The 25,793-nt window shown below is 62.1% G+C and carries 24 protein-coding genes; 15 read left to right on the top strand and 9 right to left on the bottom strand.

Annotation, left to right across the window (positions count from 1 at the left end):
- The first annotated feature begins 51 nt into the window (after positions 1–51).
- The 9 genes from Q9295_RS06620 (at position 52) to Q9295_RS06660 (ending at position 9,158) form a co-directional block, all read left to right on the top strand.
- A complete protein-coding gene (locus Q9295_RS06620) occupies positions 52–1,374 on the top strand; it encodes an ABC transporter substrate-binding protein (RefSeq protein ID WP_306679735.1) in 1,323 nt (440 codons plus the stop codon).
- 64 nt (positions 1,375–1,438) lie between these two features.
- Entirely contained in the window at positions 1,439–2,386 is a 948-nt protein-coding gene (locus Q9295_RS06625) for a carbohydrate ABC transporter permease (protein ID WP_306679736.1), read from the top strand.
- On the top strand, positions 2,383–3,321 hold the full coding sequence (locus Q9295_RS06630; RefSeq protein ID WP_306679737.1) for a carbohydrate ABC transporter permease: 939 nt from the start codon (positions 2,383–2,385) through the stop codon (positions 3,319–3,321). Before Q9295_RS06625 ends, Q9295_RS06630 begins: the two co-directional genes overlap by 4 nt.
- Complete coding sequence (locus Q9295_RS06635; RefSeq protein ID WP_306679738.1) at positions 3,318–3,506, top strand: hypothetical protein; 189 nt, start codon at positions 3,318–3,320, stop codon at positions 3,504–3,506. Before Q9295_RS06630 ends, Q9295_RS06635 begins: the two co-directional genes overlap by 4 nt.
- A 3-nt stretch (positions 3,507–3,509) precedes the next feature.
- Positions 3,510–4,607 carry an ABC transporter ATP-binding protein gene (locus Q9295_RS06640; protein ID WP_306679739.1) on the top strand — a complete coding sequence of 366 codons (1,098 nt, stop codon included), beginning with the start codon at positions 3,510–3,512 and terminating at the stop codon, positions 4,605–4,607.
- Positions 4,600–5,595: an ABC transporter ATP-binding protein gene (locus Q9295_RS06645; RefSeq protein WP_306679740.1), complete on the top strand. Its 996-nt coding sequence runs from the start codon at positions 4,600–4,602 to the stop codon at positions 5,593–5,595. Before Q9295_RS06640 ends, Q9295_RS06645 begins: the two co-directional genes overlap by 8 nt.
- An 11-nt stretch (positions 5,596–5,606) precedes the next feature.
- A complete protein-coding gene (locus Q9295_RS06650) occupies positions 5,607–7,232 on the top strand; it encodes a dihydroxyacetone kinase subunit DhaK (protein WP_306679741.1) in 1,626 nt (541 codons plus the stop codon).
- 154 nt (positions 7,233–7,386) lie between these two features.
- Complete coding sequence (locus Q9295_RS06655) at positions 7,387–8,208, top strand: SDR family NAD(P)-dependent oxidoreductase (protein ID WP_306679742.1); 822 nt, start codon at positions 7,387–7,389, stop codon at positions 8,206–8,208.
- Positions 8,209–8,243: 35 nt separating this feature from the next.
- Positions 8,244–9,158 carry an SMP-30/gluconolactonase/LRE family protein gene (locus tag Q9295_RS06660; RefSeq protein ID WP_306679743.1) on the top strand — a complete coding sequence of 305 codons (915 nt, stop codon included), beginning with the start codon at positions 8,244–8,246 and terminating at the stop codon, positions 9,156–9,158.
- Positions 9,159–9,167: 9 nt separating this feature from the next.
- Here the strand turns inward: Q9295_RS06660 and Q9295_RS06665 are convergent, their stop codons facing one another.
- From Q9295_RS06665 to Q9295_RS06690, 6 genes are all read right to left on the bottom strand, one after another.
- The gene (locus Q9295_RS06665; protein ID WP_306679744.1) at positions 9,168–9,899 is read right to left on the bottom strand and encodes a creatininase family protein; all 732 of its coding nucleotides are present in this window, start codon (positions 9,897–9,899) and stop codon (positions 9,168–9,170) included.
- Positions 9,896–10,540: a glutathione S-transferase family protein gene (locus Q9295_RS06670; RefSeq protein WP_306679745.1), complete on the bottom strand. Its 645-nt coding sequence runs from the start codon at positions 10,538–10,540 to the stop codon at positions 9,896–9,898. Before Q9295_RS06670 ends, Q9295_RS06665 begins: the two co-directional genes overlap by 4 nt.
- Entirely contained in the window at positions 10,527–11,276 is a 750-nt protein-coding gene (locus tag Q9295_RS06675) for an amino acid ABC transporter permease (RefSeq protein ID WP_306679746.1), read from the bottom strand. The genes Q9295_RS06670 and Q9295_RS06675 overlap by 14 nt, the downstream gene beginning before the upstream one ends.
- Before the next feature lie 58 nt (positions 11,277–11,334).
- On the bottom strand, positions 11,335–12,141 hold the full coding sequence (locus tag Q9295_RS06680) for a transporter substrate-binding domain-containing protein (protein WP_306679747.1): 807 nt from the start codon (positions 12,139–12,141) through the stop codon (positions 11,335–11,337).
- Positions 12,142–12,182: 41 nt separating this feature from the next.
- Entirely contained in the window at positions 12,183–13,238 is a 1,056-nt protein-coding gene (locus tag Q9295_RS06685) for an ABC transporter substrate-binding protein (RefSeq protein WP_306679748.1), read from the bottom strand.
- 114 nt (positions 13,239–13,352) lie between these two features.
- On the bottom strand, positions 13,353–14,273 hold the full coding sequence (locus Q9295_RS06690; protein ID WP_306679749.1) for a LysR substrate-binding domain-containing protein: 921 nt from the start codon (positions 14,271–14,273) through the stop codon (positions 13,353–13,355).
- A 103-nt stretch (positions 14,274–14,376) separates the two neighbouring features.
- Between Q9295_RS06690 and Q9295_RS06695 the strand changes: the two genes are divergently transcribed.
- Positions 14,377–15,462, top strand: coding sequence for a hypothetical protein (locus Q9295_RS06695; RefSeq protein ID WP_306679750.1), 1,086 nt, complete (start codon positions 14,377–14,379; stop codon positions 15,460–15,462).
- Between the two features lie 13 nt (positions 15,463–15,475).
- Complete coding sequence (locus Q9295_RS06700; RefSeq protein WP_306679751.1) at positions 15,476–16,528, top strand: aromatic ring-hydroxylating dioxygenase subunit alpha; 1,053 nt, start codon at positions 15,476–15,478, stop codon at positions 16,526–16,528.
- A gap of 77 nt (positions 16,529–16,605) precedes the next feature.
- On the opposite strand, the gene Q9295_RS06705 is transcribed toward Q9295_RS06700, so the two are convergent.
- The 3 genes from Q9295_RS06705 to Q9295_RS06715 all read right to left on the bottom strand — a co-directional run bounded on the left by Q9295_RS06705 (position 16,606) and on the right by Q9295_RS06715 (position 19,871).
- The gene (locus Q9295_RS06705; protein ID WP_306679752.1) at positions 16,606–17,151 is read right to left on the bottom strand and encodes a YaeQ family protein; all 546 of its coding nucleotides are present in this window, start codon (positions 17,149–17,151) and stop codon (positions 16,606–16,608) included.
- A 124-nt stretch (positions 17,152–17,275) separates the two neighbouring features.
- Positions 17,276–18,793, bottom strand: coding sequence for an L-piperidine-6-carboxylate dehydrogenase (amaB, locus tag Q9295_RS06710; RefSeq protein ID WP_306679753.1), 1,518 nt, complete (start codon positions 18,791–18,793; stop codon positions 17,276–17,278).
- A gap of 160 nt (positions 18,794–18,953) precedes the next feature.
- On the bottom strand, positions 18,954–19,871 hold the full coding sequence (locus Q9295_RS06715; protein WP_306679754.1) for a LysR substrate-binding domain-containing protein: 918 nt from the start codon (positions 19,869–19,871) through the stop codon (positions 18,954–18,956).
- A gap of 120 nt (positions 19,872–19,991) precedes the next feature.
- Here Q9295_RS06715 and Q9295_RS06720 point away from each other — a divergent pair, with 120 nt between their 5' ends.
- The 4 genes from Q9295_RS06720 (at position 19,992) to Q9295_RS06735 (ending at position 25,773) form a co-directional block, all read left to right on the top strand.
- Positions 19,992–21,275, top strand: a complete 1,284-nt coding sequence (locus Q9295_RS06720) for an NAD(P)/FAD-dependent oxidoreductase (RefSeq protein WP_306679755.1) — start codon at positions 19,992–19,994, stop codon at positions 21,273–21,275.
- A 33-nt stretch (positions 21,276–21,308) separates the two neighbouring features.
- Positions 21,309–22,490: a pyridoxal phosphate-dependent aminotransferase gene (locus Q9295_RS06725; protein ID WP_306679756.1), complete on the top strand. Its 1,182-nt coding sequence runs from the start codon at positions 21,309–21,311 to the stop codon at positions 22,488–22,490.
- Between the two features lie 65 nt (positions 22,491–22,555).
- The gene (locus tag Q9295_RS06730; protein ID WP_306679757.1) at positions 22,556–24,745 is read left to right on the top strand and encodes a dehydrogenase E1 component subunit alpha/beta; all 2,190 of its coding nucleotides are present in this window, start codon (positions 22,556–22,558) and stop codon (positions 24,743–24,745) included.
- Complete coding sequence (locus Q9295_RS06735; RefSeq protein WP_306679758.1) at positions 24,742–25,773, top strand: ACP S-malonyltransferase; 1,032 nt, start codon at positions 24,742–24,744, stop codon at positions 25,771–25,773. Before Q9295_RS06730 ends, Q9295_RS06735 begins: the two co-directional genes overlap by 4 nt.
- The last annotated feature ends 20 nt before the right edge of the window (positions 25,774–25,793 follow it).

The raw sequence follows: 25,793 nt of genomic DNA on the forward strand, positions 1-25,793 counted from the left end.
AGAGATTCGCGGCGGGGAGGCTGCGGGTCCGTCATGGGAGGAACGTGGAAGATGACCAAAAGACATCTGGTGAGCGTTGCTGCATCTGCTTTGATCGTGGGCTCGTTCGCGACATCTGCTGCGGCAGAGGATTTGACTTTGTGCTGGGCGGCTTGGGATCCGGCCAATGCGTTGATTGAACTTTCCAAAGATTTTGAGGCCCAATCCGGCCATAAGATGAAGTTTGAATTCGTGCCTTGGACCTCATTCGCGGATCGGATGCTGAATGAGCTGAACTCCAAGGGCCAGCTTTGCGATTTGATGATTGGCGACAGCCAGTGGATCGGCGGCGGGGCCGAGAATGGCCATTACGTCAAGCTCAATGACTTTTTTGACGCCAATGGCATCACGATGGATGATTTCATCCCGGCGACCGTGACGGGCTATGCCGAATGGCCGAAGGGCACGCCGAATTACTATGCGCTGCCGGCCTTTGGCGATGTGGTGGGCTGGACCTACCGCAAGGATTGGTTTGAAAATCCGGAAATCCAAGCCGCATTCAAAGAGAAACACGGCCGAGATCTGGGCGTGCCTGCCACTCTGGAAGAGCTGCGCGATATCGCGCAATTCTTCCAAGGCCGCGAGATCGACGGCAAGACCGTCTACGGTGCCGCGATCTACACCGAGCGCGGCTCGGAAGGCATCACCATGGGCGCGACCAACGCGCTTTACAACTACGGCTTCCTTTATGAGAATCCGGAAAAACCCTATGATCTTGCGGGTTTTGTCAACTCGCCTGAAGCTGCCAAGGGGCTAGAGCTTTATAAAGAGATCTACGACACCGCGACGCCGCCCGGTGCCTCGAACTGGTATATGAGCGAGAATATCGACGCTTATAAATCCGGTCAGGTGGCGATGCAGATGAACTTCGCCTTCATCTGGCCGGGGGTTGAGGCGGATGCCAATGTCGGTGGCGGCAAGTCCGGTTATTTCCCGAACCCGGCCGGTCCGGCGGGCCAATTCGCGCAATTGGGCGGGCAGGGGATTTCGGTCGTGGCCTATTCGACCAAGCAAGATGCGGCGCTGGACTATATCAAATGGTTCGCCCAGCCCGAGGTTCAGTCGAAATGGTGGGCTTTGGGCGGTTATTCGGCGCTGAAGGCGGTGGTCGAGGATCCGGGCTTTGCGGCAAGCCAGCCCTATGCCCAGACCTTCCTCGACTCTATGGCGATCGTGAAGGACTTCTGGGCCGAGCCCGCCTATGCCGATCTTTTGCTGGCGATGCAAAACCGTCTGCACAATTACGTCGTGGCTGGTGATGGCACGGCGCAAGAAGCGCTGGACGGGCTGGTCGAGGATTGGACCGAAGTCTTCGAGGACGAAGGCAAGCTTTAACGCCTTTCCCACTGGGGGGCCGGTGCGCGGCTCCCCAGACCCATCCCCGGATTAGGGTTCTGACATGACGCATTCGCTGATCGAGCGGGCGGCCGAGGGCACGCCTCCGGGTATTGCGCAGAAACTGCGTGGGTTATCCGACCGCAGCATCGCTTGGATTTTCGTCGCCCCCACGATCTTTTTGCTCTTGGCGGTGAACATCTTCCCGCTGATCTGGACGGTCTATCTCAGCTTCACCGATTACCGGGTGAACCGGCCCAACCGTGATATCGAATGGGTAGGGCTGGCGAATTACGAGCGGATCCTTGGCGATGCCGGCATCTGGAGCACGATGCAGGCGACCGCGCATTTCCTTTTGTGGACCTTGGTCTTGCAGGTGCTGATCGGCTTCACTTTGGCCTATCTCATCAACAAGAAATTCCGTGGCAATGATATGTGGACCACGATCATCGTGCTGCCGATGATGCTCTCGCCTGCGGTGGTGGGCAATTTCTGGACCTTCCTTTATCAGCCGCAAATCGGGCTTTTCAACTATGCGGTCGGTTTTGTCACCGGCAAAGACCCGGCCAGTTTTTCGATGATCGGCGATGTCAGCTTGGCGCCTTGGGCGATCATCATTGCCGACACTTGGATGTGGACGCCCTTCGTGATGCTGATCTGCCTCGCGGGGCTGCGCTCGATCCCTGATAGCATCTATGAGGCGGCGGAATGCGACCGCGCCTCAAAATGGCGGCAGTTTTGGACCATCACTTTGCCCTTGGTGCTGCCGTTCCTAATGTTGGCGATCCTCTTCCGCGGCATCGAGAATTTCAAGATGTTCGATCTGGTCGTGCAGTTGACCGGTGGCGGCCCCGGCAATGTCACAACGCTCAGTTCCATCGACCTCAAACGTGAGGCCTTTGAGAAATGGCGCACCGGCTATTCCTCGGCCTATGGGGTGATCCTTTTCGTCACCGTCTTCGGCCTTGCCTCGATCTATGTCAAAGCGCTGAACAAGGTGAAAGAGAGATGAGCTATTCGATCACCGAACCGACCGCGCGGGTCAAATGGTTGGCCGGAGGGCTGGTCGTCGCCTATGCGCTGATCACGCTGGTGCCGCTGTTGTGGATCATCGCCACCGGCTTCAAATCCGGCGCGGATTCCATAGCATATCCGCCAAAGGTGCTCTTTGAGCCCAGCCTTGAGGGCTATGTGAACCTTTTCACCGATCGCACCCGCGCCACGCCCGAGATGCTGGAGGCCGCAGGCCCGCCGCAAAACTGGGTTGAGCAAGTGGCGCGCGATCAGGGGCAAGTGATCGCCGGACCCTCGCGCTTTGGCGAGCGGTTCTTGAATTCGGTCATCATTGGTTTTGGCTCCACCGCGCTGTGCATGATCTTGGGCACTGCCGCCGCCTATGCCTTCTCGCGCTTCCGGGTGCCGCTGAAGGATGATCTGATGTTCTTCATCCTCTCCACCCGGATGATGCCGCCCATTGCCGTGGCGATCCCGATTTTCCTGATGTTCCGCCAGCTTGGGCTGAGCGACACCCATCTGGGGATGATCCTGCTATACACCGCCGTGAACCTCTCGCTCTCGGTCTGGCTGCTCAAAGGCTTCATTGATGAAATCCCGGTGGAATATGAGGAAGCGGCGCTGATCGATGGCTACACCCGCTTTCAGGCCTTTTACAAAGTCGTGCTGCCGCAGGCGGCCACCGGCATCGCATCAACCGCGATCTTCTGCCTGATCTTCGCTTGGAATGAATATGCCTTCGCGGTGCTTTTAACCTCGGGCAATGCCCAGACCGCACCGCCTTTCATCCCCACCATCATCGGCGTTGGCGGCAAGGATTGGCCTGCTGTGGCCGCCGGAGCCACGCTCTTCCTCTTGCCGGTCATGGTCTTCACCATCCTTCTGCGCAAACATCTTCTGCGCGGGATCACCTTCGGAGCTTTGCGCAAATGACAGGTTTTCTGAACGGGCTTTTGCGCTTGCGCCGGGGGCCGTGGGAGATGCTGGCCTCGATCCTGATTGCCTTGGGCGTGGTCATGCTGATGCAGCCCTTCGCGCTTGCCCTTTACACTTGGTCCTTCCTTGTGACCCTGACCGGAACAGTGATGTTCGTCGTGGTCAGCCATTTCCCGGAGTAGCAAATGGCGCAGATCCGCATTGAAAACCTGCGCAAGGAATTTGGCAGCTTCACCGCCGTGCAATCTTCGACCTTCACGGTGGAGGATGGGGAGTTCTTCATGCTGCTTGGCCCCTCGGGCTGCGGCAAGACCACCACTTTGCGGATGATGGCGGGGCTGGAGCTGCCGACATCGGGCCAGATTTACTTGGGCGGTGAAGAGGTCAGCCAACGCCCCGCCAGCCAGCGCGACATCGCCTTCGTGTTCCAGATGTTCGCGCTTTACCCGCATATGAACGTGCGCAAGAACATCGCCTATCCGCTGGTCAGCCAAGGCCTGCCGCGCGATCAGGTGCGCCGCAAAGTGGGCGAGGTGGCCGAGATCCTTGGCATCACCGGGCTCCTGGACCGCCCCGTCGGCGGGCTTTCGGGCGGTGATCGGCAAAGGGTGGCTCTGGGGCGCGCCATCGTGCGTGAGCCGAAGGCGTTTTTCATGGACGAGCCGATGGGCGCGCTCGATGCCGAGTTCCGCGAGCATATGGCGGGCGAGTTGCGCGCTTTGCATGATCGGATGGGGGCGACCACGGTTTACGTTACCCACGATCAGCTTGAGGCGATGCAGATGGGCGATAAAATCGTGGTGATGAACCACGGTGTGATCGAACAATTCGGCGTGCCGCAGGACATCTACAACTGGCCCGCGACCCGCTTTGTCGGCTCTTTTATCGGCTCTCCCCCGATGAATTTCCTTGAGTTTGAAGGTGTTGCTGAGAAGGGCGCGGTGGAAGTCACAATGGCTGGGCTGGCCATGCCGGTGCCGCGCATCCTTGAAGGGGCAGCGGGCGGGCTGACTTTGGGCGTGCGCCCCGAACATGTCAGTCTTGACGATGCTGCCGCCTTGCGCGGGAAAGTTTTGGCGGCGGAATATCTTGGCACCACCCAGATCGTGACCTTCGAGACCGCGTTTGGCCCGGTGAAGGCGCGGGTCTCATCGGCCCAGCACATCCCGCCCGGCGGCTTCACCGGGCTGCGGCTGGACCCGCGCAACATCACGCTTTTCGAGCGCGCCAACGGCCGCGCGCTTCTGTCCGAGGCCAATCAAAAGGTGCTGCGTCATGGCTGAGGTCACCTTGCAGAATGTCAGCCGTCACTACGGCAGCACCGCCGCGCTCGACGGGGTCAGTTTGACCGTGCCCGACGGCGCTTTCGTTGTCCTTCTCGGCCCCACCGGGGCGGGAAAAACCTCATGCCTGCGGATGGTTGCGGGGTTGGATCGGCCGGATCAGGGCCGGGTGCTGATCGGTGGCCAAGATGTGACTGAGGCCAGCCCCGCGGCACGCAACGTTGCCATGGTCTTCCAGCAATATTCGCTCTACGCGCATCTGACCGTGCGACAGAACCTTGAATTTTCCCTGAAAGCGCCGGGCCTTAAGCTTGGCGCGGCCGAGATCACCGCCCGCGTCTCGCGCGTGGCCGAGGTGCTTCAGATCAGCCATAAGCTTAACAACCGCGCCACGCAGCTTTCCGGCGGCGAGATGCAACGGGTTTCAATCGGGCGCGCCTTGGTGCGCGATCCCGCGATCTATCTGATGGATGAGCCTCTGTCCTCGCTCGATGCCAAGCTGCGTGCCGATCTGCGGATTGAGCTGAAGGCCATTCAGGCGCAAAGCGGCGCGACCTTGCTTTACGTCACTCATGATCAGATCGAGGCGATGACCATGGCCACCCATGTCGGCATTCTCGACCATGGTCGCTTGGTGCAATTCGGCCCCCCGCGTGAGATTTATGAAGCCCCCGTCAGTCTTTACGCCGCAAGCCGCCTTGGCCAGCCGCGCATCAACCTGCTGCCCGCCGCACTTTTCCCCGGCGCACCGGCGCGGGCCAAAACCATTGGCTTGCGCCCCGAGCAGATCTTCCAAGGTGAGGGCGAGGAGGGCCAGGTGCAAAGGGTTGAGCATCTTGGGGACCAGACCCGCCTGCACCTGAGCTATCGCGGCGAAAGCCTGATCACCGTCACCGATGCGCATAGCCCCTTGCGCGCCGGTGACAGCCTGCGGATCCGTCCACAGAACCCATTCTATTTCGACGCCGACGGCGCTCGGATCATCTGAGGAGTGTAAAAATGGCGCAATTCATCAATGCCCGCGATGCGGTGGTGACCGATGCGATCGATGGTGCGATCCTGACCTCGGGCGGGGCCTTGGCGCGGCTTGACGGTTATCCGCATATCCGCGTGGTGGTGCGGGCCGATTGGGATAAGTCGCGGGTGGCGGTGGTCTCGGGCGGTGGTTCGGGGCATGAGCCGGCGCATGCGGGTTTCGTCGGCGCGGGCATGCTGACGGCGGCGGTCTGCGGAGATGTCTTCGCCTCGCCTTCGGTGGATGCGGTGCTGGCGGGGATCCTCGCCGTCACCGGCCCGGCGGGCTGTTTGTTGATCGTGAAGAACTACACCGGCGACCGGCTGAACTTTGGCCTCGCGGCCGAGCGGGCGCGGGCTTACGGGCTGAAGGTCTCGATGGTGATTGTCGGCGATGACATCGCATTGCCCGATCTGCCGCAGCCGCGCGGCGTGGCAGGAACGCTTTTCGTGCATAAGATCGCCGGGGCATTGGCCGAGGCGGGTGCGACCTTGGAAGCAGTGACGGCGGCGGCCAATCGGGTCATCGCGGGCACCCGCAGCATCGGCATGTCTTTGGACACTTGCACCGTGCCCGGCTCGCCGAAAGAGCACCGGATCGCCGCCGGTAAGGCCGAGTTGGGCCTTGGCATTCATGGTGAGGCGGGGGTCCAGCAGGTCGATTACCGCGATGCCGCCCAAGCCATGGCGGCCCTGGCTGAGGCCTTGGCTAAGGTGATGTCCGACGCGCCGCATGTGGCGCTTTTGAACAACCTTGGCGGCACATCGGTCTTGGAAATGTCGATCCTCGCCAATGAGTTGATGAAGTCGCGCATTGGCGATCGGATCAAATGGGTGGTGGGTCCGGCGGCCTTGATGACCTCGCTTGATATGCAGGGCTTTTCGGTCTCGGTCTGCCCGCTGAGTCCCGAGGATGAGGCGCTTTTGTCCGCACCTTGCGGGCCTTCGGCTTGGCCGGGTGTGCAGGCGGTGAAGCCGCTTCAGGTGGTGGCGCTTCCCGATGGGTTGAAGCCGATCAAGCCCATCGCCTCGGCCCATGCGCCGACGGCAGAGTTCCTGAACCGCTGCTGTGACGTGTTGATCCGGGCCGAGGCCGACCTGAACGCATTGGATGCGAAATCGGGCGACGGCGATACAGGATCAACCCTTGCAGGCGCGGCGCGGGCCTTGAGCGCGGCGATGGACCGCTTGCCTTTGGCCGATCACACCCAGCTTTACCGCGCCATTGGTCAAGAGCTGAGCCAGACCATGGGCGGCTCTTCGGGGGTGCTTTTGGCGATCTTCTTCACCGCCGCTGGCGATGCCGCTTCAAGCGGGAAAAGCTTGGTCGATGCGCTGCAAGAGGGGTTGAAGCGCATGCAAGTGATTGGCGGCGCTGAGGTTGGTGATCGGACGATGGTCGATGCGCTGCACCCCGCTTTGCAGGCTTTGGCCGCGCAGGATCTGCAAGCCGCCGCCCAAGCCGCGCGCAAAGGGGCGGATCACACCGCCACTTTGCGCAAAGCCAAGGCGGGGCGCGCGTCTTACATCAGCGCGGATCAGCTGGACGGTCATATAGACCCCGGCGCCGAAGCGGTGGCGCGATTGTTTGAGCATCTAGCGCAGGGTTAAAAAAGCGCGCGGAGAAAGATGTTCGGAACGTTGACAGGTTTAATAATCTTGTTAACTTTATTCGTGGGTTAGGCCTTAGCAGCCGACCAGATGCCGCCGCAGTCCTGCGCGGCAGGTTTGGGCGGCGCTACCGCCTTTCACACGGATTTTCTTGATGAAGCAGCCTTCTCAACCCAACGTGATCTTCGTGACGGGGGCAGCCAGCGGCATTGGCGCGGCCTTTGCTAAAATGGCGGCCGTGAAGGGCCATCAGGTGGTGGTCGCTGATATCAACCAAACCCAAGCCGAGGCGGTGGCGCAAGCGATTGGGCCGCGCGCCTTGGCAGTGGCCTTGGATATTTGCGATCCCGCTGCTTGGCAAAATGCCTTGGGTGCGGCCTGCCGTCACTTTGGCCGCATTGATGTACTCGTCAACAATGCCGGCGTGGTCTTTCCGGGCCGCTTGGACGAGGTGCCGCTTGAGCAGCACCGCAAAACCCTTGATGTCAATGTGATGGGGCCGATGCTGGGCATGCTGGCTGCGCTGCCGCTCTTCAAGGCGCAAGGCCACGGCCATATCGTCACTTTGTGCAGTATGACGGCCTTTATGACCATGCCGGGCATTGTCAGCTATGCGGCCTCGAAAAGTGCCTTGCGGGCTTTGCATCTGGGCATGGCGCTGGAGCATCGCGACAGCGGCGTCGACTTCACCCTGATGCACCCCGGCGCGACCGAGACGCCGATGCTAGAGCGCGAGGCGGAACGTGGCGTCTCGGCCGCATTTGCGCGCCAAGCGGTGCCGCCGGAAGAGGTGGCAAAACTGGTGCTGAAGGCGTTGAAGAGCAAAGCGGTCGAGGTCTGCATTCCCGCCTCACGCGGGCGGTTTGTGAAGGCGGTGGGGATGAACCCGGCCCGACTGACCGAGCTTGTCACCCGCAATGAGGCGATCGGCGCGGAACTGTTGGCCGCGCGTATGGCCGCAAAAACAAAGAGTTAGTCCGGATAGGCCTCTTTCCAGCCTCGGAGGGCGCAATGAAAGTGATCACGCAGGATCTGGGCTATCCCGAAGGCCCCATTGCCATGCCGGATGGTTCGGTCTTGGTGCTGGACATCTATGATGAGGCGCTGAAGCGGGTCTCGCCTTCGGGGCAAGTCACCCGGATCGCCGCGCTGCCCGGCGGTCCTAATGGTGCGGCTTTGGGGCCAGAGGGCGCGGTCTTCGTCTGCAACAACGGCGGCACGGATTGGATCGACACCGGGCCGGGCACACGCCGCACCGGGCCGCAAAGCGCGGGCTATCGCGGCGGCAGTATTGAGCGCGTGGATCTGGTGACGGGCCGGGTCGAGACGCTTTATGACGCTTTCGAGGGCGTCGGTCTGCGCAGTCCCAATGATCTCGTCTTCGACGGCACCGGCGGGTTTTATTTCACCGATTTCGGCAAGCGCCGCGCGCATGAGATGGATCTGGGCGCGGTCTATTGGGCCAAAGCGGACGGGTCCGAGATCCGGCTTCTGGTCAGCGGCATGATCTCTCCCAACGGGATCGCACTCTCGCCCGATGGGAACTCGCTTTACGTCGCCGAGACTTACACCGGCCGGATCTGGATGTGGAGCATCGAGGCACCGGGCCAGCTGCGCAAAGCCGATTGGCCGGCCAGCTATGGCGCGACGCTTTTCGCAAGCCCCGGCGGGATTGCCCGCTTTGACGGCTTGGCAGTGGCGGCAAGTGGCGCGGTCTATGCGGCGGCTTTGGATATGTGCGCTGTGCTTGAGTTCCAAGGCCCGCTGCAAGCGCCTCGGCTGCATCCTTTGCCGGACCTTCTGGTGACCAATTTGTGCTTTGGCGGCCCCGATATGCGGACCTGCTATGCGACGCTTTCGCATGATGCACGGCTCGTCAGGTTTCGGGTGGCCGAGCCGGGTCTGGTGTTACACCACGCGGGCTGACGCGCGCCGTCAGCCCAAACCGGCGAAGGCTTTGAACTCGGCCTCGGCCTCGTCCAGCACCAAGGCCAAGAGCTCTTGGCCATGCTCTGGCCGCGCAAGTTCGGACCATGAGCCGACGCGGCCACAAGGAAACCGCGCGCGGTGCTCATCCGGTGGGCCGTGGCGGTCGCCAGAATGGGCGGCGCGGAAGGCAGCGTCGAGCAATTCGGGCGCGTCGAGCGGGGCGCGGTCAATGCGGCGGTGCAGGGCTTGGGTCAAAGCAATCTCGGACGGGGTGGCGTGCATCCCTTCCCACGCGCCATAAAGCCGGGCGCGCAGGGCGTTGGTCTGCGGGTAATCCCACCACGACCGGATTTGCACGGCCAAAGCGGTCTTTTCGGCCATAGCGCGCAGGGGGGCTAGATTGGCGCCGTGGCCATTCACCACATAAAGCCGCTGAAAACCGTGCTGCGAAAGAGCGGTGAAAATCTCGGACAGAAGCGTCGAAAAGGTCTGCTCCGAGACGGAGATCGTGCCGGGAAATCCCATGTTGAAGGGCGCGGGCGTATAGGCCAAAGGCGGTAGGACGATGGAGCCGGTCCGTTCGGCCAGACGTTCCGCAACCGCTGTGGCGCAAAGCGCATCCGTGCCGATCAGGCCGATTGGCCCGTGCTGCTCGGTCGAGCCGACAGGCAGGATCGCATCGCGGCGGGTGGCGAGGTAGGCCTCGACCTCTTCCCAAGCCATCATATCCAGTCTCATCGGGGGCTCTCCTTGCTGCGAACCCAATCTTGCAGGGCGCGGCGGTAGGTTTGGATGTGCGGGGCCAGAGCGGGCAGAGCCTCATAGGCTTGCGCGCAATGAGGGTCTGGCAGGCCCAGCTGAAGCGCTTCATTCAGGCTCTCTTGCACAAGCCCCACCGCACAAAGCCCGCAATCGGGCAGGCCGGAGGTGTTGCCACTGAGAAAGGGGCCGGGGCCGGTCAGCTTCTGCAACGTCTCAAGATGGCGCAGAATGGTGTCACGGGCTGCAGCGGGCACCACCGCACCGCTGCCCACCAACGGGAACAGCGCGCGCAAGGCGGGCTCAATCCGCAGGTCAATCAGCCGCGATAAGGCCCGGTTGCGGGCTCGAGAGGCGGGGTCCGTGCCCACCAAGGGTATGCCAAGCCCAAGGTCATCGAGATATTCAATGATCGTGTCAGATTCGACCACGAGCGCGTCGCCATAGCGCAGAGCAGGCACAGTGCCTTGCGGCACAATCGCCTTATACTCGGCGCTGCAATAGCCTCCGGGAGGCGGAAGTTCGCGCCACTCCAATCCCTTTAGAGCCAGCGCAATGCGCAGCTTGCAGCTGTAGACGCTGATCGGCGTGGCATAAAGGAGGAGCTCAGTCGCGGCCATGCGTGCCGGCACCCATCCGCCGCTCCATCCGTCGCACGCCCCATGACACCAAAAGGATCAGGGCGAGATATTCCAAGACCAAGAAGCTGTAGATCTCCAAGGGGCGGAACTGTGATAAGGTCAGCTCATTGGCGCGGCGGGTCAGCTCTTGATAGCCGATCACCGAGACCAGTGAGGACATCTTCAGCACATAGACATATTGGTTGCCCAAGGCGGGCAGCACAGCGCGCACCACCTGCGGCAAGATCACCAGCCGCATGGTCTGCCAAGGCGAAAGGCCCAGCGAGCGCGCCGCCTCACCCTGGCCTTTTTTCACCGATTGCAGGCCCGCGCGCCAAATCTCTGAGGTGAAGGCGCTGTCCGAGATGGCCAAGCACAAAAGCCCGGTGACAAAGACACCGGTTTGAAAGCCGGTCAGGATCGGCAGGCCGTAATAGACCCAGAGGATCATCACCAAGAGCGGGATGGCGCGGAAGAACTCGACATAGATCCGGCTTGCGTAAAAAAGCGGCCGGCGCTTTGAGCTGCCCATCAGCGCCACCGCAAGTCCGACGCTCAGCGAGATCACCATCGCCAAGGTCGAAACCGAGACCGTCGCCCAAAGCCCCCAGATCAGGAAGCTGAGGTTGGACAGGCCACGCGGATCAAAGGGCGAAAGAATGTACCAAGCGAAATTATAGCCGCCGCCCGCGCCACTGCTCGCGCAGCCCGACAAAAGCAGCAAAGCGGCTGCCATAACGCTGTGCAGGGGCCAACGGCCCCTGAGTTCAGGTTTCGCCGCGATCATATACCGATCAGCCTTGACCCAACCATTTCTTGTCCAGCCCGGCAAAATAGCCGTCGATCTTGCGCAGGGTCACCCAAGTGTTGACGAAGTTCAGCCAGATCGGATCGTCCTGCGCCACGACATAGGCGAAGGGACGGCGGTTGCGCATCTCGGCCCCGGGTACAACGATCTTCAGGTCGGGGAAGTTGGCGACCAAACTGCCTGCCTCGACGTTCGAGGTGATGGTCACATCGGCGCGTCCTGCCAGCACCTCTTGAAAGCCAGTGGCGGGCGATTGCACGGCTTGGATCGTGGCATTGGGGAAATGCGCGCGGGCTTGCTCTTCGAAGACGGTGCCCATCGAGACGGCGACGGTGATGCCGGCTTGGTTGATCGCCTCCCAACTGCCGAACCGCTCGGCATTGGCGGCGAGCGATAGGGGAACGGTGCCGGCCTCGGTATAGGGTTGGCTAAAGGCGGCAACCCGGGCGCGGGCCACGCTGACAGAGGCGCCCGAGAAGATGTCGAAGCGGTCAGCGGCAAGGCCGGTGGTGATGGTGGACCATTCGGCGGCAACCCATTCCACTTGCACCTCTAACTCGGCAGCCAACTTGGTCATCGCCTCGATGTCATAGCCATCATAACTGTTGGAGGCGGTGTCGCGGAAAGACATCGGGTTGAAATCCCCGGTTGTGCCAACGCGCAGCACGCCTGCCTCAAGGATGCGCGACAGGCGCGAAGCCGGTGCGCTTTGCGCTGCGGCGGGTTTGCCGCCCGCCAGCATCAAAGCACCGCCACCTAGGGCAGCCATTGCGAAAAGGTCTCGTCTGTCCATGATTTTGGTCCCCAGTCGGCTGATACAGGTGAGCGAATTGGTTACGGCTTATGCGCGGTTGCGCCGCTGCATCGCCGCAGCGGTCCGGCGTCAATCATCGCATTGAAATCGTACGGTCGGTCGAGAAAACCATTTACCAGCAGATGTTCGTATTTCTTGCCGACTTGCGCAACGCGTTCAGCGGAAAGATTAATGTCTATCTGTTGAAGCAAACGAGAAGAATATCCTTGATCCAAGAACGACTCGGGCAGGCCGGTGTCATTGGCAAAAATACGGCGGGTTTCCGAGGCGTTTTGCGTCGCCCAATCTTGCGCCTGCAAGAGCTGCGCCATCCAACGATCTACCAAATCCGGTCGCTCGTCCAAGAGCTTGGCTGAGACGGTCAGCAAGATCGGATGGCCGAAGCCGGCTTCGCTGTCGTCTTCCAGCCCGCTCATCCGCGCCACTTCAAAGGCACCCGTAGTGGCGCAGAGGATGGCTGAAAGTGCAGCGTCGGAATAGATCGCATCGACCTCGCCCCGGTAGAGCGCCGCGATCTCCTCACGCTGCACAGCGAATTGGCTGCGGCTGCCCCAGAGCGAGGCGCGAGCCTCGGGGCCGATGGTGGCATCGTCGAAATAACTGCGGTCAATCTCGATCGGCACGATGACAGGCGGCGGGGCGCCATCGGGCAAAAGGCGTTGCAGCTGTGCGATGCCCGCCAGCACTGTGGCACGCCACCAATCGGTGCGGTCGTTCTTGCGGATGGGCAAGGCAATGCGCCGACCGGCCAGCGCCTGAGGGCCAAGGTTCGCTTTGCGCAAGTCGCTGTCAGGCAAAGCAAAAAAGCCCGAGCTTCGGTCGTGCCAATTGATCCCGATGATCCGCAGATCCACGCCTTTTGACAGTGCTTGTAAGGGTGGCACATAGCCGCCAAAGCGGAAAAGCGCAGGGTGGTCGTGGCTGTAATGTGCCAGCCGGGTAGCCTCATCGGCGGCTTCCGAGACCGAGCGGACCTCGATCCCGTCGGCGGCAAATTCAGCCTCGAGCCAGCCTTGCCGAATGGCAATCGAGGCCGCGGTGGGAGCCGGGCAGCGTGTATACCAAAGCGTTTTCACGGCATGTCCTTGCGGAAAAGGCCAGTCGCAGGGTCGGCCAATGGGGCGCAGAATTTGTGCCCAGCATGACGGAGGCGGCAAAGGCCAGCAAGGCGGCGTTTGTAATGTTTGCGATCAGTTAAACTTATCGCAATCGGTCGCCTCAGCGAAGATCCAGTCGTGGAAGGCGCGCACTGCCGGCCGGTCCAGCGCCGTCTCGGGGCAGACGAACCAAAAGGCGTAATCCGAGGGCACAGGCGGCAAGGTAAAGGGCCGCACCAACCGCCCATCGGCCAAGGCATCCATCACCAAAGCATCGCGTCCAAGCGCCACCCCCAAGCCCTCGATCGCCGCTTGCACCACCATATTGGATTGTCCAAACCGGCGCAGACGCGCTGGGCGCGGTAGCATGATGTTCGATTGGGCCGCCCAAAACTCCCAGTTCGGAAGGCGCCCTCCGGCGGGCTTTAGATCATCAACCAAGAGCGTGTGCCGCGCCAAATCGGCCGGGCAGCGCAGGTCAGGATCGCTGCGCAAAAGCTCGGGCGAGCAGACGGGGGTGAGATTCTCACCCAGCAACCGGCGCACATAGAGCCCTGAATATCGGCCCAAACCATAGCGAATCGCCACATCGGCCTCGCCTCCCGCAAAGGAGATCGCCCGCGCCTCGGTCGAGATCGAGACCGACATATCGGGCTGGGCCTGATCAAAGCGGATGAGCCGGGGGAAGAGCCAGTTGATCGCGAAGCCCGGCAGGCACGAGATTGAAAGGCTTTGCGCGTTGTTGCTGCGGTTGCGCAGCTCATTGCACAAAGAACCGATCCGGCCCAAGCCTTCGCCAACCGCTTCGGCCAAGCGCCGGCCCTCATCCGTTGGGTGAGATGCGCGCGGACCGCGCACCAAAAGCCTTTGCCCAGTCCATTCCTCTAAAAGCCTGACATGCTGCGACACTGCGCTTTGCGAGATGCCCAACTCTTCGGCGGCGCTGGAAAAGCCGCCCATCCGAACGACCGCTTCGAAGGCGCGCAAGGCGGCGTAGGGCAAGTTGATCAACATGGGCAGGCTATTAGCTCAGCTTAAGGGCTGGATTAGACCTTGCATATTGTGAAAGCCCGCGCAACGGCTTCGATTGCGGCGAAGGTACTTATTAGGTTACGCAATGCCCCAGTCGCAGTCCGATCCGCTTGCCGCAGCGGTGCAGAATCTTTTGCAGGGCTGCGCTGGGGCGCGGGCAGGGGAGCGTTTGCTCATGCTCGAAGAAGGTCCCGCGCTTGGTCATTATGGGCCGGGACTGGGGGATGTGATTGCGCAAGGTGCCAAGGCTTTGGACCTTGTGGTCGAGCGCCGTCAGGTGGGCTTCTCCCCCCATCCGCAAGAGCCTTCGCAGGCGATGCTTTTGGCGATGGCAGGGGCGCAGCATATCCTGTACCTCGCCCGCATCGGTGACCAAATGCGCTTTCGCGCGCTGCCCTATGCCGAGCGGTCTGTCGTCTCCTATGCGCTTGATCTGGCGTCATTTTCTAGCGCTTTTGGCACAATTCCGCATGGCGCAATGCTGGCGATGAAGGCCGCGATCAACGCCGCGATGGCAGCAGCGCAAGAGATCCATATCCGCTGCCCCTTGGGCACCGATCTGCGCGGCCGCATAGCGCCGGGGCAAAGCGCGCCGCCTGATGTTGGCATCCGGCGTTTTCCAATGGCGGTCTTTGCTCCGGTTCCGATGGCGGGCTTCAGCGGCAAAGTCGCGCTGGCGCGCTTCGTGCTTGGCACGGGTTCCGTCTATTACCAGCCGTTCCTGCACAAGCTGGATCAAGTGGTCACTGTCCAGCTCAGCGGGAACCGCGCTTTGCGCTATGACGGACCCGCGGATGTCGTGCAGTCCTTGCTTCGCCACATCGAAAGGGTGGCCAGCGCGCAGGGCTTGGATGGTCATTTCGTGCATTCTTGGCATGCCGGCATCCACCCCGGCTGCGCCTATCCCGGACGGGCAGAGGATCACCCCGAACGCTGGACCTGCAGCGCCTTTGGCAATCCACGGCTTCTGCATTTCCACAGCTGTGGCGATGACGCGCCGGGTGAAATTTGCTGGAATTTGCTTGATCCCACTGTCACCTTGGACGGTGTGGCCCTTTGGGAGGAGGGTCGGCTTCACCCGCGCAGGATTGTGGCGGGGGCGGCCGTTCTAGACGCCTGCCCAGAGCTTGCGGCCTGCTTTGCTGCCCCGGCCCGCGCGGTCGGGCTATAGGAGGGAGTGCAGGATGTATCTTTATAACGCGTGGTACGTCGCGGCTTGGGATCATGAGATCGGGCAGGCGCTGACGCCGGTGCGGATGCTGGATCAGCCGATCGTGCTTTATCGAACCAGCGCGGGCAAAGTGGCCGCGTTAGAGGATGCTTGCCCGCACCGTAAGCTGCCGCTTTCCAAAGGGCGGCTCTTGGGCGATCAGGTGGAATGCGGCTATCACGGGCTGACCTTTGACGCCTCGGGCACCTGCACCCGCGTGCCGGGGGCCGAACGCATCCCGCACCGCGCCTGCGTGCGCTCTTATCCGGTGGAAGAGCGCTACGGGCTGGTCTGGGTCTGGATGGGCGAGGCGGCTTTGGCGGATCCGGCCAAGATCTTCCATGTCGATCACTGGGAGGATCCGACTTGGGGCATCAATCGCGGCGATGCGATGACGCTGAAGTGCAACTACCTGTATATGAGCGATAATCTTTTAGACCCGAGCCATGTCGCTTGGGTGCATCGCAGCAGCTTTGCCGGGGCCGGCACCGATGAGGTCGCGCTGAACACCGATGTGGGTGAGAAGGGCGTAACGGTTTGGCGCTGGATGATGGACACCCCGCCCGCGCCCTTCTACGCGCAGTTCCTGAAGTTCCAAGGCAACTGCGACCGCAAGCAGCACTACGAGGTGCATTGGCCCAGCCATGCGATCATCCGCGCAATTTTCTCTCCGGCGGGGACGGGCGGTGAGGGGCAGCCGCTGCATCGCGACAGTTTCGTGATGGACAGCTACAACTTCATGACCCCGGTTTCGGCCACCGAGACGCGGTATTACTGGTTCCAGATGCGCAATTTCGCCCCGAAGGATGCCGAAGTCAGCGCGCGCTTTGCCACCTCGGTGCGCGGCGCCTTCGAAGAAGACCGCGTGGTGCTGGAAGCCGTGCAAGAGGGCATGGATGCGATGCTCACGCCCAATCTTGATTTGGCGATTGATCTGGGACCGATGCGCTTTCGCGCGCGTCTGCGCAAGATGATCGAGGCCGAGACAGCGGCCCGCAACGCTCCGGCGGCAACTCTGGTAACGTAGAGGCCATCGTTGCTAAGCCGGAGGGAAGGGCGGTTTGGCCATAGGCGGTGATCGAAGCCGCCTGCGGCCGGAACCGCTTAGGCGGCAGATTTCCACTGCACGGGCGTGACATAGAGCACGTCATCATCGACAGAGACCATCACCTCACCGTCTTGGATATTGACCTGCATCTTCATCGAGCGATTGGCCTTTTGGCCCAAAGCGCCGGTGTCTTTCTCGGATAGGTTCACGACCGAAAGATTCTGGAACCGGGCCGAGCTGGACTTCATCTTGTCCCACCAAATCTCAGCCGTGCGCCCGCCGTAGCAATAGACCACGACCTTGTCGGACTTGCTGCAAGACTGCCGCACGACCTTTTCGCTGGGCAGGCCCAAAGCCACCCAAAGCTCCAACTCATTGCTGAGGCTCTTTTGCCAAATGTCGGGCTCATCCTCGGTCGAGATCCCTTTGGTCATCTCGAGCTGCTCATGGGCGTTGAGCGCAAAGGCCAAGATCCGCACCATCATCCGCTCATCGGTCTCCGAAGGATGTTTGGCGACCGTCAGCTTGTGGGTCTCGTAATAATGGCGATCCATATCCGAGACGGAGAGTTCGACTTTATAAATCGTGGCGTTTTGCGCCATGAGCATGCCCTTTGCAGCGAGGATCGCTGCCAGTAGCGAGTTTTCCCCTTATTTGAAAGCAAAAACCAAAAGGCGCAGCGGGGATGCCGCTGCGCCTTTGTTCCCAGTGATAGCCTTCAGGCGATCACTCGATGTCGAAGACCACGCCCTGCGCCAGCGGCAGCTGGGCCGAGTAGTTCACCGTGTTGGTCTGGCGGCGCATGTAACCTTTCCACGCATCCGAGCCGCTTTCGCGCCCGCCGCCGGTCTCTTTCTCACCGCCGAAAGCCCCGCCAATCTCGGCGCCCGAGGTGCCGATATTAACGTTGGCAATGCCGCAATCCGAGCCTGCGGCTGAAACAAAGGTCTCTGCCTCGCGCATGTCGAGGGTGAAGATCGACGAGGACAGTCCCGCGCCCACCGCATTGTGCTGGGCGATGGCATCCGACAAGTCACTGTATTTCATGACATAAAGGATCGGGGCAAAGGTCTCTTCCAACACGGGGCCGGTCTGCTTCGGCATCTCGACCAAAGCGGGGCGGGCGTAAAAGGCGCTCTCGGCCCCAACTGAGACGCGCTCACCGCCATGCACTTTGCCGCCCGCCGCTTTCGCGGCCTCCAGCGCATTTTGCATCGCGTCAAAGGCGGCGCGATCGACCAGCGGGCCGACCAGCGCCGCGCTCTCCAGCGGGTTGCCGACCGAGACCGAGCCGTAGGCCTTGATCAGCCGCGGCACCAAGGCGTCATAGACGCTGTCATGCACGAAAAGCCGGCGCAGAGTGGTGCAGCGCTGGCCTGCGGTGCCCATCGCACCAAAGGCAATCGCGCGCAAAGCCATGTCGAGATCGGCCGAGGGGCAAACGATGCCCGCATTGTTGCCGCCCAGCTCAAGGATTGAGCGGCCAAAGCGCGCCGCCACTTTCGGCCCGACGATGCGGCCCATCCGGGTGGAGCCGGTGGCCGAGATCAGCGGCACATCGGGGCTGGCGACCAGAGCCTCGCCCACATCTGGGCCGCCGATCAGCACTTGTGCCAGACCCGCGGGCGCATCGCCGAAGCGCTTCATGGCACGCTCTAGGATGGCTTGGCTTGCCAGAGCGGTGAGCGGGGTCTTCTCAGACGGTTTCCAGATCACCGCATCGCCGCAAACCAGCGCCAGCGCGGTGTTCCACGACCAGACCGCAACCGGGAAGTTGAAGGCGGAAATCACGCCGACCACACCCAGCGGATGCCAGCTTTCCATCATCCGGTGGCCGGGGCGTTCCGACGCGATGGTCAGACCGTAAAGCTGGCGCGAGAGACCGACCGCGAAGTCGCAGATGTCGATCATCTCTTGCACTTCGCCAAGGCCCTCGGACGGGATCTTGCCCGCCTCGATCGAGACCAAAGCGCCGAGATCCTCTTTTGAGGCGCGCAGCTCTTCGCCCAAAAGCCGCACCAACTCACCCCGGCGCGGGGCGGGGACCACGCGCCAAGCCTCAAAGGCGGCTTTGGCGCGGGCGATGGCGGCTTCGGTGCTGGCCTTATCATCGGTCTTCAGCTTGGCGATCGCTTCGCCGGTCACCGGGGTGAAGCTGGCAAGGCTGCCGCCGGTATAGGCGCTGGCGGGCACGCCCAGACGGTCAAGCAATGCAGCGGCGCGGGCAGCGATGGTCTGGGACATATCCATTTCCTCGGGCAAAGCCCCCCGGACGAGGCTGCTCGTGGGGGCATCGTGGCGATTGATTTCCCAAGTGATAGCATGCGGATCGGAAAGCGGCTGTCGATCATTCCGTCTAACCTCATGCCAAACGGGAATGAGGCGGGATGTCTTTGCAGTCCAGTTAGAAGCCGCGCCCGAGCTTTTCTCGGGTCATCTCAGCCACCAGCCAATCGCGGAAGGCAGCCAAAAGCGGGTGGTCGCCTTTCTCGATCGGCCAGCACAGATGGTAAGCGCCGGCGCTTTCCATCGGCAGGGGGAGGGCGGGCACGATCCGCCCGTCGCGCAACTCTTCAGTGAACAGAAATTCCGGCAAAAGTGCCACGCCAAGACCCGCGGCTGCGGCCTCATATAAGGTGCTGAATTGGTCGAACAGCATGCCGTGTACGCGGCTGTCATCGACGCCCTGCTGTTCGAGCCAGCGCTCCCATGCATCGGGTCGGGTGGTCAGGTGCAACAGCGGCGCGCGGCGCACATCGGCGGGGGCGGCAAAGCCGTAGCTTTGCGCCAATTCCGGCGCGCAGACCGGGATCATCACCTCACCCCGCAGGCGCAGCATTTGCACGCCCGTCCAAGGCTCATCGCCAAAATGGATAGCTGCATCAATGACATCCTCGCGGAAGTCAAAGCGCGTGAGGCGGCTCAGCACATTGATCATCACCTCGGGATGCGCCTCGGTAAAGCGGTGCAGGCGCCGCGTCAGCCAGCGCGCGCCAAAGGTGGGCGGGACCGAAATCGTCAACGTGCCGCCGCTAGGATTGGCCAAAAGGTTCAATGAGGCGCTGGAGATTTTGCCCAAAGCCTCACGGATTTCCCGCGCATAGACCTGACCGCCAAAGGTCAGCTGGATCTTCTGCTTGGCGCGGATGAACAGTTCCAACCCCAGCTGGTCCTCCAGCGCCTTGATCTGCCGCGACACCGCCGATTGCGTCAGCGAAAGCTCTGCCGCGGCTTCGGTGATCGACCCGGTGCGGGCGGCCGCTTCAAAGGCCGCCAGAAGCGAGACCGAGGGTAAAAAGCGTCTGGGCGTGCGGATCGACATGACGTACCGGCATGAAGTTATGACAAAGCCTTGGTATCTTACCGCGCGACAAGCGTTAAAAAAAGCCAAGATAAGGGCGGGGGGGCAGCCTGTCCGTGACTGGAACTTGGGGGCCAAGACATGCTGAACAATCCGCGCTCTCATGGTCTGTGGGAGGCCAGCGCGCCCCAAGCGCCGGCCACCAAGCCCCTTCAGGGCGAGGCGCGAGCCGAAGTGGCGATCATCGGCGCGGGCTACACCGGCCTTTCCACCGCTTTGCATCTGGCCGAGCGCGGCATTTCGGCACTGGTGGTTGAGGCGGCCGAGATCGGCTTTGGTGGCGCGGGGCGCAATGTCGGTTTGGTGAATGCCGGCATGTGGGTGATGCCCGAGGATCTCATCAAGACGCTGGGCGAGGATTACGGCAATCGCTTGCTGGATTTCCTTGGCGCTGGGCCCGGTTACGTCTGGGAGATGGTGCAAAAGCACCAGATCGCATGTGAGGCCAATCCGGTCGGCACTTTGCATGCTGGCGTTGGCCCCGAAGGCTATTCTGAGCTGCAAGAGCGCGCCCGGCAATGGCAGGCGCGCGGCGCCCCGGTGGAGCTTTTGGACCGGGAGGCGGCGGCGCAAGCCTTTGGCTCCAAAGCCTATTCCGGTGCTTTGCTGGACCGGCGGGCGGGCACGATCCAGCCCTTGGCCTATGCGCGCGGCTTGGCCCATGCGGCGGTCAAAGCGGGGGCGGTGATCCACACCAGCTCTCCCGTCACGGGGATTGAGCGGGACGGGCAGGGCTGGCGGGTGCAGACGCCGCAAGGCACGGTGCGCGCGGGCCGTGTGGTCGTCGCGACCGACGCCTACACCAAGCTGGTGATGCAAGATATTGCCCGCCAGCAGGTCACTTTGCCCTATTTCAACATGGCGACCCAGTCTTTGCCGGCGGATGTGGTGCAAAGCATCCTGCCCGGTCGGCAGGGCGTTTGGGACACCAAAGAGGTGCTCTCATCCTTCCGTTTCGACGCGGCGAACCGGCTGGTCTTCGGCTCGGTCGGGGCTTTGCGCAACACCGGTGTGGCGATCCACCGCGCTTGGGCCAAGCGGGCCTTGCGCAAGATCTATCCGCAGATCGGCGATTTTCGCTTTGAACATGAATGGTTTGGCGCGATCGGCATGACCTCGGACAATCTGCCGCGCTTCCACCGGCTGGACGAGGGCATCTTCGCCTTCTGCGGCTATAACGGCCGCGGCATCGCGCCGGGCACGGTTTTTGGCCGCGAAATGGCCCGCTTCCTGGCGGGCGAAACCCGGGCCGAGGCGCTGCCTTTGCCGCTCTCTGTGCCCAATCCAACCGCATGGCGGGGCCTGCGCTCGGCCTTTTATGAGGCGGGCGCGCAGCTTGTGCATTTGACCGAGGCGCGGCTTTAAGCCGCTTGGCTTAGGCCTGAAAGGATCCAGAAAATGACCCGTTTCACCCGCGCCACACGGATTTCGGCGATTGAGATCTCTGAGATTATGCAGCTGACCGAGAAGGCCGCTGGCCTGAAGGTTGCAGGCCGCGATGTGGTGGCGCTGACCACCGGCGAGCCCGATTTTCCCACGCCAGATCATGTGGTTGAGGCGGCGCATCAGGCGGCTTTGGCGGGCAAGACGAAATACCCCGCCACCCTTGGCACGGCTGAGTTGCGGGCCGCGATTGCCGCAGCGAATGGCGTCACGGCGGCTGAGGTGATTGTGACCACGGGCGCCAAACAGGTTTTGGCCAATGCCATGCTCGCCAGCCTTGATCCGGGGCATGAGGTGATCATGCCCGCGCCCTTTTGGACCAGCTATGCCGACATCGTTTTGATGGCGGGCGGCACGCCGGTGATCCTGCCTTGCGGCGCGGATCTGGGCTTCAAGCTTAGCCCAGAAGCGCTTGAGGCCGCGATCACTCCGCAGACCCGGTGGTTGATGCTGAACTCCCCTTCAAACCCCTCGGGTGCAATCTATTCTGCGGCTGAGATCAAGGGCTTGGCCGAGGTCTTGGCGCGGCATCCACAGGTCTGGGTCCTCTCGGATGAGATCTATGAGCATCTGAGCTATGTGCCGTTTGTCCCTTTCACTATGGCCGCGCCCGCGCTGAAGGACCGCACCTTGGTGGTGAATGGTGTGTCAAAATCCTATGCGATGACCGGCTGGCGAATTGGTTGGGGCGTTGGACCGGCGGAGTTGATCAAGGCGATGGGGGCGGTGCAGGGGCAGATCACCTCGGGCGCATGCTCCATCGCGCAGGCGGCGGCTTTGGCGGCTTTGACCGGCGATCAAGCGCTTTTGGACGAGCGCCGCGCGGTGATGCTGGCGCGGCGCGACCGGATGGTTGCGGGGCTGAACGCCATGCCCGGCGTCACCTGTCCGGTGCCGGATGGCGCGTTCTACGTTTTCCCAGACCTCAGCGAAGCGATTGAAAAGGGCGGTTTTGCCTCGGATGCCGAGCTTTGTGCTTGGCTCTTAGATGAGGCGGGCGTGGCTATTGTGCCGGGTCGCGCTTTCGGCCTTCCCGGCCATGCGCGGATCTCCTTTGCCTATGCCGAGACAGATCTGATTAAAGGGCTTCGGCGGATGCATGCGGCCCTAGAGACCCGACTGGCCGTTACTCTCTAACTTAGCCAAAACAAAGCTTTACCCTTATGGCTCAAAGGATCTGAGCCGGTTGAGAAGGACCCCTTATGGGACGCTCTGTCATCGTTCACGAGAACTTCCTGCGGCGCGTGGCGGCGGGCGATCTGCCGCAAGGCCGGGCTCCTTCCGGCCCATTAAGCGCCACGGAAGCGGTGGCGCTCTACCGCTCGGCCTGTCTTTCGCGGCACTTGGACCGCACCAGCCGGGCGATGCAGGCGGCGGGGACGGGGTTCTACACCATCGGCTCGTCGGGGCATGAGGGGCTGGCGGCGGTGGCGGCGGCATTGCGCCCGACCGATATCGCATTCCTCCACTACCGCGATGCCGCCTTCCAGATCCACCGCGCCAGCCAAGTGCCGGGGCAAACGATCCTGTGGGATATGCTCTTGTCCTTCGCCTCCTCGTCGGAGGATCCCATCTCGGGCGGGCGGCATAAGGTCTTGGGATCAAAGGCGCTTTGCATCCCGCCGCAAACCTCGACCATCGCCAGCCATCTGCCGAAAGCCGTGGGGGCCGCCTATGCGATTGGCTCGGCCCGCCGCCACCGTCCGGAACATGCGATCCTGCCCGATGACGGCATTGCCTATTGCAGCTTCGGCGATGCCTCGGCCAACCATTCCACCGCGCAAGGTGCCTTCAACGCCGCGCAATGGACCTCTTATCAATCGGTGCCTCTGCCGCTCCTATTCTGCTGCGAAGACAACGGCATCGGTATCTCCACCAAGACGCCGCAAGGCTGGATCGGGGCGACCTTCTCGAACCGTCCGGGGATGAAATATTTCACCTGCGACGGGCTTGATCTTTACGACACCTATGCGACCGCGCTTGAAGCCGCCGACTACGTCCGCACCCGCCGCAAACCCGCCTTCCTGCATGTCCGCACCATCCGGCTTTACGGCCATGCCGGGGCCGATATGCCCACGACCTACCTGCCGAAAGCCGAGGTTGAGGCCGAGGAAGCCCAAGATCCGTTGCTGCATGCGGTGCGTTTGATGGCCGAAGCGGACGTCATGCAACCCGATCAGGCGTTACAGATTTACCAAGACACCGCCGAGCGCGTAACCCGCGCCGCGGCCGAGGCCGTGACCCGGCCACGGCTGAAAGATGCCGCCGGCGTCATGGCCAGCATCGTGCCGCCCAAGCGCGAGTGTCGCCCCAGCAATGGCGCATCGTCCGAGGCGCGCACGGCGGCTTTCGGTAGTGATATCAAGCAGATGGCTGAGCCGCAGATCATGTCGAAACTGATCAACTGGGCGCTCACCGATCTGATGCTCGACCATCCCGAAGTGGTGATGATGGGCGAGGATGTCGGCCGCAAAGGCGGGGTTTATGGCGTCACCCAAAAGCTGCAACAGCGCTTTGGCCCGGACCGGATGATCGACACGCTCCTTGATGAGCAGTCGATCCTTGGCCTTGCGATCGGCATGGCGCAGAACGGTTTTGTGCCAATGCCCGAGATTCAGTTCCTGGCTTATTTGCACAATGCCGAGGACCAGCTGCGCGGTGAGGCGGCGACTTTGTCGTTCTTTTCCAACGGCCAATACACCAACCCGATGGTGCTGCGGATCGCGGGCCTGGGCTACCAAAAGGGCTTCGGTGGGCATTTCCACAATGACAACTCGGTCGCGGTTTTGCGCGATATTCCGGGGCTGATCTTGGCCTGTCCGTCCAACGGGGCCGATGCCGCGCGGATGCTGCGCGAATGCGTGCGGCTGGCGCGGGAAGAGCAGCGGGTGGTCGTTTTTCTTGAGCCGATTGCGCTTTATCCGATGCGCGATCTGCATGCCGATAAGGACGGCGCTTGGATGCAGCACTACCCCGACCGCTCGGAAAGCATCGCTTATGGCGAGGTCGGCGTGGCGGGCGAGGGCGCGGATCTGGCGATCGTCACCTTCGGCAATGGCACCTATCTGGCGAACAAGGCTTTGCCCGCGATCACGGCGGCGGGTGTGAAGGCGCGGATCGTGGATACGCGCTGGCTTTCCCCTTTGCCGAAAGAGGCGCTGACGGCGGCAGTGGCGGGCTGCAAGAACATTCTGATTGTGGATGAAACCCGCCACACCGGCGGTCTGGCCGAGGCGTTTATGGCGCATTTCCATGAGGTTAGCGATGCCAAGCTGGCGCGATTGACTGCCGAGGACAGCTTCATCGCCACCGGCCCCGCCTATGCGGTGACGATGCCCTCGGCCGAGAGCATCACGCAGGCCGCATTGGCCTTGGTGGGGGGCAAAGCATGAAAACCGCCGTTGTCATCTGCCCCGGTCGCGGCACCTATAATGCGACCGAGCTTGGCTATCTGTCGCGCCATTTCCCGGATGCTGCGCTGTTGTCGCGGTTCGATGCAACGCGCCAAGTCATTGGCCAAGAACAACTTTCCGTCTTGGACAGTGCGGCTCGGTTCACCATGTCGACCCATGCGCGCGGCGATAACGCTGCGGGGTTGATCTATGCCGCGACCTATGGCGATTACCTCTCGATCGACGGCGAGAAGGTGCGCGTGGTCGCCGTCACCGGCAATTCTATGGGCTGGTATTCGGCTTTGGCCTGCGGTGGCGCGGTGACGCCTGAGAACGGCTTCCGCATCGCCAATACGATGGGCACTTTGATGCAAGAGGCGATGATCGGCGGGCAGATCATCTATCCTTGGTTGGGCGAGGAGTGGCGGCCCGACTTTGCGCGAAAAACTGAGCTTTTGGGCATAGTTGCAGCGATCAACGCCCGCGCCGACCATATCTTGGCTTTGTCGATCGACCTTGGTGGTATGCTGGTTTTGGCCGGGAATGAGGCGGGTCTGAAAGCCTTTGAAGCCTCGGTGTCGCCCTTGCAGGGGCGGTTCCCGATGCGGCTCGGAGGGCATGCCGCCTTCCACACCGCGCTGCAAGAGCCGGTGGCAGAGAAGGGGCGGGCGGCGTTGGGACAGGATTTGTTTGGCCAGCCGCAAGTTCCGCTGATCGATGGGCGGGGGGCGATCTGGTGGCCGGGGGCGACGGATCCAGCCGCTTTGCGCGCCTATACTTTGGGTCATCAGGTCGTGGAACCCTATGATTTTACGCGCGCTTTGGCGGTGGCCGCGCGCGAATTTGCGCCTGATCTTTTCATCATCACCGGCCCCGGCACAACCTTGGGGGGGGCGGTGGCGCAGAGCCTGATCCTGAATGATTGGCGCGGAATGGCGGACAAGGCCAGCTTCCAAGCCTTGCAGGGCGAGCGAGGGCTTTTGGTCTCGATGGGGATGGCCGAACAGCGGGTGGCCGTCAGTAAATAACCTAAGAAAAGTCGGGGCTT

It is taken from the genome of Pseudogemmobacter lacusdianii (assembly GCF_030848395.1).
Taxonomy (GTDB): Bacteria; Pseudomonadota; Alphaproteobacteria; order Rhodobacterales; family Rhodobacteraceae; genus Pseudogemmobacter; species Pseudogemmobacter lacusdianii.

What these genes read in the sequence shown, in the direction of transcription:
- Q9295_RS06620 (WP_306679735.1), top strand. Translation starts at nt 52, where the DNA reads ATGACCAAAAGACATCTGGTGAGCGTTGCTGCATCTGCTTTGATCGTG.
- Q9295_RS06625 (WP_306679736.1), top strand. Translation starts at nt 1,439, where the DNA reads ATGACGCATTCGCTGATCGAGCGGGCGGCCGAGGGCACGCCTCCGGGT.
- Q9295_RS06630 (WP_306679737.1), top strand. Translation starts at nt 2,383, where the DNA reads ATGAGCTATTCGATCACCGAACCGACCGCGCGGGTCAAATGGTTGGCC.
- Q9295_RS06635 (WP_306679738.1), top strand. Translation starts at nt 3,318, where the DNA reads ATGACAGGTTTTCTGAACGGGCTTTTGCGCTTGCGCCGGGGGCCGTGG.
- Q9295_RS06640 (WP_306679739.1), top strand. Translation starts at nt 3,510, where the DNA reads ATGGCGCAGATCCGCATTGAAAACCTGCGCAAGGAATTTGGCAGCTTC.
- Q9295_RS06645 (WP_306679740.1), top strand. Translation starts at nt 4,600, where the DNA reads ATGGCTGAGGTCACCTTGCAGAATGTCAGCCGTCACTACGGCAGCACC.
- Q9295_RS06650 (WP_306679741.1), top strand. Translation starts at nt 5,607, where the DNA reads ATGGCGCAATTCATCAATGCCCGCGATGCGGTGGTGACCGATGCGATC.
- Q9295_RS06655 (WP_306679742.1), top strand. Translation starts at nt 7,387, where the DNA reads ATGAAGCAGCCTTCTCAACCCAACGTGATCTTCGTGACGGGGGCAGCC.
- Q9295_RS06660 (WP_306679743.1), top strand. Translation starts at nt 8,244, where the DNA reads ATGAAAGTGATCACGCAGGATCTGGGCTATCCCGAAGGCCCCATTGCC.
- Q9295_RS06665 (WP_306679744.1), bottom strand. Translation starts at nt 9,899, where the DNA reads ATGAGACTGGATATGATGGCTTGGGAAGAGGTCGAGGCCTACCTCGCC.
- Q9295_RS06670 (WP_306679745.1), bottom strand. Translation starts at nt 10,540, where the DNA reads ATGGCCGCGACTGAGCTCCTCCTTTATGCCACGCCGATCAGCGTCTAC.
- Q9295_RS06675 (WP_306679746.1), bottom strand. Translation starts at nt 11,276, where the DNA reads ATGGCAGCCGCTTTGCTGCTTTTGTCGGGCTGCGCGAGCAGTGGCGCG.
- Q9295_RS06680 (WP_306679747.1), bottom strand. Translation starts at nt 12,141, where the DNA reads ATGGACAGACGAGACCTTTTCGCAATGGCTGCCCTAGGTGGCGGTGCT.
- Q9295_RS06690 (WP_306679749.1), bottom strand. Translation starts at nt 14,273, where the DNA reads ATGTTGATCAACTTGCCCTACGCCGCCTTGCGCGCCTTCGAAGCGGTC.
- Q9295_RS06695 (WP_306679750.1), top strand. Translation starts at nt 14,377, where the DNA reads ATGCCCCAGTCGCAGTCCGATCCGCTTGCCGCAGCGGTGCAGAATCTT.
- Q9295_RS06700 (WP_306679751.1), top strand. Translation starts at nt 15,476, where the DNA reads ATGTATCTTTATAACGCGTGGTACGTCGCGGCTTGGGATCATGAGATC.
- Q9295_RS06705 (WP_306679752.1), bottom strand. Translation starts at nt 17,151, where the DNA reads ATGGCGCAAAACGCCACGATTTATAAAGTCGAACTCTCCGTCTCGGAT.
- amaB (WP_306679753.1), bottom strand. Translation starts at nt 18,793, where the DNA reads ATGTCCCAGACCATCGCTGCCCGCGCCGCTGCATTGCTTGACCGTCTG.
- Q9295_RS06715 (WP_306679754.1), bottom strand. Translation starts at nt 19,871, where the DNA reads ATGTCGATCCGCACGCCCAGACGCTTTTTACCCTCGGTCTCGCTTCTG.
- Q9295_RS06720 (WP_306679755.1), top strand. Translation starts at nt 19,992, where the DNA reads ATGCTGAACAATCCGCGCTCTCATGGTCTGTGGGAGGCCAGCGCGCCC.
- Q9295_RS06725 (WP_306679756.1), top strand. Translation starts at nt 21,309, where the DNA reads ATGACCCGTTTCACCCGCGCCACACGGATTTCGGCGATTGAGATCTCT.
- Q9295_RS06730 (WP_306679757.1), top strand. Translation starts at nt 22,556, where the DNA reads ATGGGACGCTCTGTCATCGTTCACGAGAACTTCCTGCGGCGCGTGGCG.
- Q9295_RS06735 (WP_306679758.1), top strand. Translation starts at nt 24,742, where the DNA reads ATGAAAACCGCCGTTGTCATCTGCCCCGGTCGCGGCACCTATAATGCG.